Annotated in this window: 7 protein-coding genes and 1 rRNA gene; 1 reads left to right on the top strand and 7 read right to left on the bottom strand. The window is 36.1% G+C overall.

The genetic code is table 11. From position 1 onward, the window contains the following. Positions 1 to 462: 462 nt before the first annotated feature. A complete protein-coding gene (locus AO843_RS23490) occupies positions 463 to 915 on the bottom strand; it encodes a VOC family protein (protein WP_054613473.1) in 453 nt (150 codons plus the stop codon). A 310-nt stretch (positions 916 to 1,225) separates the two neighbouring features. Here AO843_RS23490 and AO843_RS23485 point away from each other — a divergent pair, with 310 nt between their 5' ends. Continuing rightward, positions 1,226 to 1,477: a hypothetical protein gene (locus tag AO843_RS23485; protein ID WP_054613472.1), complete on the top strand. Its 252-nt coding sequence runs from the start codon at positions 1,226 to 1,228 to the stop codon at positions 1,475 to 1,477. Positions 1,478 to 1,778: 301 nt separating this feature from the next. Here the strand turns inward: AO843_RS23485 and AO843_RS23480 are convergent, their stop codons facing one another. The 6 genes from AO843_RS23480 to rrf all read right to left on the bottom strand — a co-directional run. After that, positions 1,779 to 3,443, bottom strand: coding sequence for an AraC family transcriptional regulator (locus AO843_RS23480; protein WP_054613471.1), 1,665 nt, complete (start codon positions 3,441 to 3,443; stop codon positions 1,779 to 1,781). Between the two features lie 152 nt (positions 3,444 to 3,595). Next, a complete protein-coding gene (locus AO843_RS23475) occupies positions 3,596 to 4,585 on the bottom strand; it encodes an ABC transporter substrate-binding protein (RefSeq protein ID WP_054613470.1) in 990 nt (329 codons plus the stop codon). Between the two features lie 435 nt (positions 4,586 to 5,020). Continuing rightward, entirely contained in the window at positions 5,021 to 5,590 is a 570-nt protein-coding gene (locus tag AO843_RS23470; RefSeq protein WP_054613469.1) for an ABC transporter substrate-binding protein, read from the bottom strand. After that, on the bottom strand, positions 5,550 to 5,840 hold the full coding sequence (locus AO843_RS23465; protein ID WP_054613468.1) for an ABC transporter substrate-binding protein: 291 nt from the start codon (positions 5,838 to 5,840) through the stop codon (positions 5,550 to 5,552). Before AO843_RS23465 ends, AO843_RS23470 begins: the two co-directional genes overlap by 41 nt. Before the next feature lie 546 nt (positions 5,841 to 6,386). Continuing rightward, a complete protein-coding gene (locus AO843_RS23460) occupies positions 6,387 to 7,013 on the bottom strand; it encodes a hypothetical protein (protein ID WP_054613467.1) in 627 nt (208 codons plus the stop codon). A gap of 499 nt (positions 7,014 to 7,512) precedes the next feature. Then, positions 7,513 to 7,608: ribosomal RNA gene (gene rrf, locus AO843_RS23455) — 5S ribosomal RNA — on the bottom strand; the annotation flags it as partial.

The following is a 7,608-nucleotide window of genomic DNA, read 5'->3' as shown; positions in this document are numbered from 1 at the left end:
CTGCGGGAAAAGCGGGAAAGTCGAGATCCTGGACTGAGCGAAGCGAGGGAAGCAGCTCGACCCCGCCCGCGGAAAGCGTCCGCCCGTAGTGGAAATCAATGGCTTTACTTTATTTCATTGTAAAAGAAAAAAGACTGTAGGCAAACTCTCAAATTTTTTGAGTTTGTCTACAGTCTGAAACACTCTCAACCTAGAGAGTGTTTTTTCTTATCTAATTAATTTAATCAATCTTTTTTATAAAATTACATACCTTGCTGTTTAGAGATAATAAAGCTGTATAGTTTCACAACAAATTATGCCACCAAAAATACCTTTTCTCTTAGTGAAAAGACATCACCCTTTTTTCAGTCTCATAAAAAGAGCTGCCTATCCAACTTAGTGATCTTCAAGCAAAGCATCCTGTTAGTTCAAAAAAAAAATTAAATAACTTTTAGGAAAGGCTTTTTATAAAACGTTACTTACTTATTTGTTACCGAGTTCTTCCGCCAAACCGATTAGAAGTCCTTCGATTCCACGAATGTAGCAGAGCCGATACGAGTCCTCGTACTGAACCACTTCGCCAACGAGCTGAGCACCATACTTTGTGAGTCTGGATACCATTTCATCAATGTCTTCAACGGTAAACATGACGCGTAGATAACCGAGGGCGTTTACAGGCGCAGTCCGGTGGTCTGATATAATAGGTGGCGTGAGAAATCGCGAAAGTTCAAGTCGGCTGTGGCCATCTGGGGTAACCATCATAGCAATCTCTACGCACTGAGAACCCAATCCGGTTACGCGACCAGCCCATTCACCTTCGACAGTGGCTCGCCCTTCGAGGTTCAAGCCAATCTCCTCGAAGAAAGAAATTGCGTCATCAAGAGATTCCACAACGATGCCGACATTGTCCATTCTCAGTAATTTGTTTTTTGTCATAGTCTTATCTCCTTATGTGTAAAAATAATTTATTATCTGATCATCATCGTAATCGTAATTATTCTATTAAAAAGTTACAAATTCCTTCCAAATAAAAAACACCTGGTCACAGTAAAGGATAATGTGGAATTGTGCTTGGCTAATAACGCTGTAGATTGGGAGGCATACAGTGGGCGAGACTTAGATATTGGCGTAGTGGGAAACCCGCCTAATTTCCTTATATTATTCATTTTGAACTTGTCGACTTTATACCGTTTGCTGTGACATTCCGTAGTATACTTTTATCACAATAAACTAAAGGAGTAAATAAATGCTTGATTTTAATCCTAATTGGCTGGCACATTGTACAGAAATAAAAGATTTAGCTAAATCATTATTTCAAAAATCAACGATACATCTTGATAGTGCGGCTCTCTTATTGATTACAGATGGTCAAACCACTCTATCCATTAATGGGCACAATGAGCATATTGTATTTGGGCATTTACTAAACCAAAATTCAGACGATAAATCTACACCACTCCTACAAAACTGTATTTTCCAATATCGTTATAACTTGTAAAAGTTCCACTTAACGATAAAATATATAAATATTATGGTAAATATATAAATTATTTTAGATGAGTGCTCTTAATCTCTAGCTCCTATTTGGGAATGATTTTAATGTTGCCTAAATGTAGAAAAATAAAAAAATCCTGCATAAAAACACAGGATCTTTTTATTAAGGATGTAATTATTTTTACAGATTTACAAGTTACATTGAGGATTAGATTTTTCAAGCTATGAAAGTTGAATTAATAATAATTAGTAAATCGGGTAAAACTCAGTATGCTTAGTATGTACCTTTTTGATGCTAAATCTAATCACATCGTTTTCTTCTTAAAAACATACGGCAACACCTCTAACAATCGTCCACGTGTAATGGGATCATCATAATTCCATGTAGCATCCATAAAGTGATTTTTACCAGGAGTTAACGTGGCTATAGTCCCAATCTGTGGACAATGAATGGTTGTTTGCAATTCTTGAGAAGAAGCCAAGATGAAATTATGATCTCCAACATAATGATTTATTTGATGCTGCTGAATTTCTATCCATGCTTGCCCTTTTTCGATTAAGTGCTTTACTTTTGCAGAGGGACGAAAACCAAGAGATTCATACAAGGTGGCAGCCAATCCGCTCTGGCCCATAATATAGAGTTTTTCACCTAACTTGAGATAAACGGTAGCAGTCTCCCCAACATCATAAGCATCTGCTAATTGCCTACGTACCAATCTTACTTTGTCCTCATATGTAGTAATCCACTTCTCCGCCTCTTTACTACGTTCAACTAGTTTAGCGATATACCTTAACCTCTCAAATAATCTAAATTTACTGTTCAAGACAACAGTAGGAGCAATCGCATCCAGTTCCTGTAAATCTTGTGCTCGATAATTGCTAACCAATAATAACTCGGGCTGCAGTTCTGTTATTTTATCTGGATCTGCCCAATACCCGATATTATGAATATTTCGCAACTTATTGTGATAAATCACTTGATTTTTCATGATAGAGATGGCCGCTCCTATAGGGGATATGCCTAAAACGAGTAATTCTCCAAGTGTGTCTGTGCCGGCAGTCACAATACGTGTTGCATCTTTAGGGACATGAATCTCTCTGCCAAGTGAATCAATAACTGTCTTTTGCTGATTATGAAGATGGATATTAGCATATTCACGTGGAGTGTTTCCAGTTAATTTATGAAAGCACCGGCTGAAATAAGATTCATCCTTAAACCCAATTTGCCGAGATATTTTTCTTAATGGCTCTGCAGAATTACACAGAAGCTCTTTAGCCTGGTTTATACGTAAATGAGCCAAATAATCAGTTGGCTTTTTGCCAGTTAATATTTTAAACTGTTGACTATATTGCCATCTAACCATTCCGGCCATGTTAGCTAGTTGTTCTACTGTCAAGTCTTCATCATAATGCTGTTCCATATACTGTACAGTATTTTGTATCATTTTTATCTTTTCTTCGTTCTGAAAATGGGCAGCTTGCTGATCTAACTGGGTCATCATACTTAGAATAAATTGAAGTCTACTCTGCATCATAGCCATTTCTGATGCGGACAGTGAGGAACAGAACGGATTCCTCATCCATGCTTCATTTCCTAATACTCGCTTGACTTGAGAAAATAACAGACTGTAGGGATAACCACAAAGTAAGGGTGGATGAGCAATGGGATTTAAAGTCATTCCTTTTACTTTAAAGGTTTCAAAGGTAAAGCGCACAAGCTGTGCCTCTGTGTTACTTGATTCCACCGTGTAACTTTGTACAGGGGAAATTAGAATGCAGCTCCCTTGTTGCAGATCGATTGCAATTTTGTCTACATACAACCGTATGCCATGGCTATGTGCTATTAATAATGTGCATAAATTTGTTTCATTGTAGTTAATTTCCTCATTATGACTAATCGCCGGCATCATTTGGTCAACTTGAAACCTATCATAATGTTGTAGCCTAATATACAGCGACGCTAGATTCATAAGCAACCCTCCAGCAATTGAAGATGATTCTCATTATCATTAATATAACATATAATGACCTGCTTTCAACTATAGTTCAACTTTAATAATTCAATCATGCACTATTCTGGAAACTTAACTGTTTAAAGAACTTAATGGGCAGACACAATTTCTTACTGCCTTTGCATCCATTGTGGCAACTCTTCAAGTAATTGCTCCAAAGCTAACAAGACATCGGTATTCCAATTGGCAGATGTAATATAAACATTTCCTTTTTGAACTGCAGGCAGAGTCCCCCATAGTGGGCTTTGTAGCAGTCGGTCAGTTTCTGTTTTACTCTCATCATTATCTTGTACAAGTATAAACAAATGATCACCAGCATATTCTGGAAGCACCTCTTCTGAAACTGTAACGAAAGTCTGTCCTTCATCAATAATATGCTCCTTTACAGCGGATGGGATGGCAAAGCCTTGCTCATCATAAATAATGGCGCCGAGAGAACGATTACCCATAACATAAAGCGTTTTACCTAATTGTAAGAAAACTGTTGCTGTCTCCCCTTCTGCCAATTGGAGCTTATCCCACATTTCTTGCAACTGTACTTCAAATTTAGCAATCCACCCAGCTGCCTCTTCCTGTTTACCAAAGATTTTTCCAATCTCCGTTACGCGTTCTTTATAAGGAAGCGCTGAGTTAAAGGGAACGGTAGGAGCAATTTTCGACAATGCCTCATTTCGATCTGCATCTTGATGGTAAGTATTAATAATCAAGTCCGGTTCTAAAGATAACATCAACTCTAGATCACCAGGATTACCAACATCAACTATTTCTGACGTTTTACCATCATAAACTTTTCCAGATGCATGGACAAGATTATTTCCAATAACGGGAATATCCATTGCCAAGAAATCACCAAGACTATCACCCAAATAAACGACCCGTTTTGGATTTGCAGGTATTTCAACCTGTTCACCTGTAATCGTTGTATATTGAACAGTTGTCGCACTTCCCTCTTTTCGCTCATCAGATTGAACTGTTTCCTGACTATTCTCTACCTTCGCATCAGACACGTTTCTATTAGAACTGCTGCATGCCGATAATATCAACAGTAGGGAGAACACCCCTGCCCATAATATAATTCGCTTTCCAAGTAATTTCTTCACACTTTGTTGCCCCTTTCCTTCTAATCCTTAATTGAAAATGATTATCATTTACAGCATTATTATAGCTTGTGCAAAAAGGGGAAACAATAAAGAAATCGCAACTATTTAATTGAATAAATGTCAATAGCCACTGCATTTTTGTAGGAATAACGGACGGGACATCTGCACAATCTTCACCTCCATAAATATTCAGCTCTATACTCCACATCAAAAACGACCAAGGTTCATCTTCTCCTTGATCGTTGTCTTTTTATAACATATTAATGTAAAGTAACTTATCTGTATCATCGAAGAGACAAGTATAAGATGCCCACCTCAAGACTTGAGAAAACGTTAAGGTTAGGTGGAAAATCAACTGATCGTAAAAGCAAGGTGGGGTGTTCGGGAGCATAAGAAAAACGCAACTGAGTGAAGTTCCACTTTATTGTTTTTGTACTAATTCTCTAAAACACCTACATAATCACCTACATAGTCACCTACAGTTTCCCATGAAATACGTTGCTTCTGCCAATCTCCGTTGCTATCTTCAATTAGCTTTTGAATAGATGTTGGTGCTGTAAGTTTTAATAAATCATACATCGCTTCACCACCTGAGTTACCACTTGGAATCACCGCAATTTCTTTCTCTGATAACGTAAAGAGTGAGAACGTTATGCCTTCTGGGATTACGGCTTTGATTTTTTCTTCAGCTACCTTTGCACGCGCCGTGTAATCTGCTATAAACTTCTTCGCATCCTCTTGATGATTTAACATTTCGCCAATTGCTGTAATTTCGGCTTCCACGCTGTCGTAGTTAGCCGTACTGAATACAATCGTTTGTGCAATTTTTTCATATTGCTCTACATTTTTTTCGGCAAACGTAATAATTAAATCTGGTTTTAGACTAGTAGCTGTTTCTAAAGATACAGCATCTTCATTTCCAAGATCTACAATGTCCTGCCCTTGGTAGTAATCTTTTAAAAATTCACCATATCCAATGACCTTTGTTGTTGAAAACTGGTACAACACCTACAGCTAATACGTGACCTAAATCCCAATCTACAATTACACGTTGCGGGTCTGTTGGTACTTCTACTTCACGTCCTACCGAATCTGTTACAATACGTGTTGTTTCAGTCGTTGTAGATTCCTTTTCATCATTTGTACCTTTTTGTTCTTGAGATGTATCCTCATTTTTGCTACCACAAGCCCCCATTATTAGCAGTAGGCTCATTAACAACATTACCAATACAGATTTTTTTATGTACTTATCCATTATCCTTCTCCTTTAACTATTTATAGTACATCATTATACTGAAAATGATTATCATTATCAATTATGTATAATAGGTTATAGGGCTATACATCGTTTTAACAACTACCATCTTTTTATCTATAGATTCCGAAACCCAAAACACCATCCACTCAATGAGCTTGAAAACGAAATAGTTGCATTAATGACAGTAAATCTCTGGAGATACACGGTCATTTACAAAGAAATAGGATAGAGAAAATGGAATAACCAAGAAAAAAAGAGAAATCGAATAATATCGATTTCTCTTTTCCTTAGAATATGAGCTAGTTATGTCCCAGCCTCTTAATTCTTCTTAATGTGCAACTTTTTATGAAGGTATTGTATTATTAATTACCTTAAATACAGCTATAAATAAATATCCTCAATAGTATAAAACTCAGTTCGCTTCCTATACAAAATAGGATGTAAAACTGAAAAATAGGCTACTTATTAAGGGTTTCCTATGCCGAGTAGCTTATTATTCAGTTTCTTTATAAAATTTTAAATTACATATGAAAAATTTCTAAATCAATATTCAAGAATTTGAGAAATCCAATCTTTTATATATATTTCCTTTTGCGAGTTTGTAAAATTTATAGGTAGTGAAAGGAACTGTAATTTATCGGGTAGAATGTTTATTTTATTTCGAATTAATTCATTATCAATGGATTCTGTATCGATAAAGAATAAGTAACGACCTTCGATTCTTTCTCGATATACAGACGAACAGTCCAATGTCTTATAAAACCGTGTAGAAAAATTATTACCACTTAAATTAACGTTGAAATGTGCACGTACACCGAACTGACATCGAACATGTTTACCTGGAAGTTTGTCTAATTCTTTTTCAAACTCAATTAATTGCATTTCATTCACAAAATACGTTTCAGTATAATAGTGCCCATCGAAGTCTTTATTTATGTCAGAGTCATATGTATCATATTTAACTTCCATAACTTTACTACTGTGTTCCTGTTCTACAGGGGATAAATATTTATCAATGAGATGTTGAATAACATGATTATCTAAATTATTTCCATAACTTAAAATAGTAAGTTGGTTACGTAATTTGGTTAACAAACTATACATCTCCTGGTTATTTTTTAACATCCACCCCGTACGAGGATTATAAACTAAGTAATTACCTAGATTCATATGTACACCACTCCTTTAACTGCCTTGTTAACATTGTACCTTGCGAAAGGGTTTTATGAAGGGGATTATCGTATGATATTGAATAAAGTAATCTATTGAATAACGATTTGAGAACTTTTCTATTTTAGGTATTAAAATATCAATTCCCATTGGTACGTCTAAATTAATACGGTGTACGTTCCAGAAAATTCTTTAAGAGTATTTGAAGCAGCTGTATCAGTACTGTAAGAATGAAATTTTGCTATCAAACTATAATACAATTCATTTTCATCTGGTTCTGGGAAATACACGATCATGTTCTTAACCCCTAGTAATATTTTTTATAAAATCTTATCTGTTCGTTATTACTATCCACAATATTAATCTACTACCCTTTGAAACGATTAAAGATATTTACCCAATTTGAAAATATCTTTTTACAACTACTTTAAAAGGAAGAGGTTCCTTACTAAAAGTTTCAAATAAAAAAACAGCCAGCACACAGCTGACTGTTTTAGTTGCCTAGCGACGTCCTACTCTCACAGGGGGAAGCCCCCAACTACCATCGGCGCTAAAGAGCTTAACTTCCGTGTTCGGTATGGGAACGGGTGTGACC

The organism is Lysinibacillus sp. ZYM-1, assembly GCF_001308875.1.
Taxonomy (GTDB): domain Bacteria; phylum Bacillota; class Bacilli; order Bacillales_A; family Planococcaceae; genus Lysinibacillus.
The sequence above is the reverse complement of the archived record's forward strand: the minus strand, read 5'-3'. Positions and strand labels throughout refer to the sequence as shown.

Coding starts and splice junctions, on each gene's coding strand:
- AO843_RS23485 (WP_054613472.1), top strand. CDS start 1,226: ATGCTTGATTTTAATCCTAATTGGCTGGCACATTGTACAGAAATAAAA.
- AO843_RS23465 (WP_054613468.1), bottom strand. CDS start 5,840: ATGGATAAGTACATAAAAAAATCTGTATTGGTAATGTTGTTAATGAGC.
- AO843_RS23480 (WP_054613471.1), bottom strand. CDS start 3,443: ATGAATCTAGCGTCGCTGTATATTAGGCTACAACATTATGATAGGTTT.
- AO843_RS23460 (WP_054613467.1), bottom strand. CDS start 7,013: ATGAATCTAGGTAATTACTTAGTTTATAATCCTCGTACGGGGTGGATG.
- AO843_RS23490 (WP_054613473.1), bottom strand. CDS start 915: ATGACAAAAAACAAATTACTGAGAATGGACAATGTCGGCATCGTTGTG.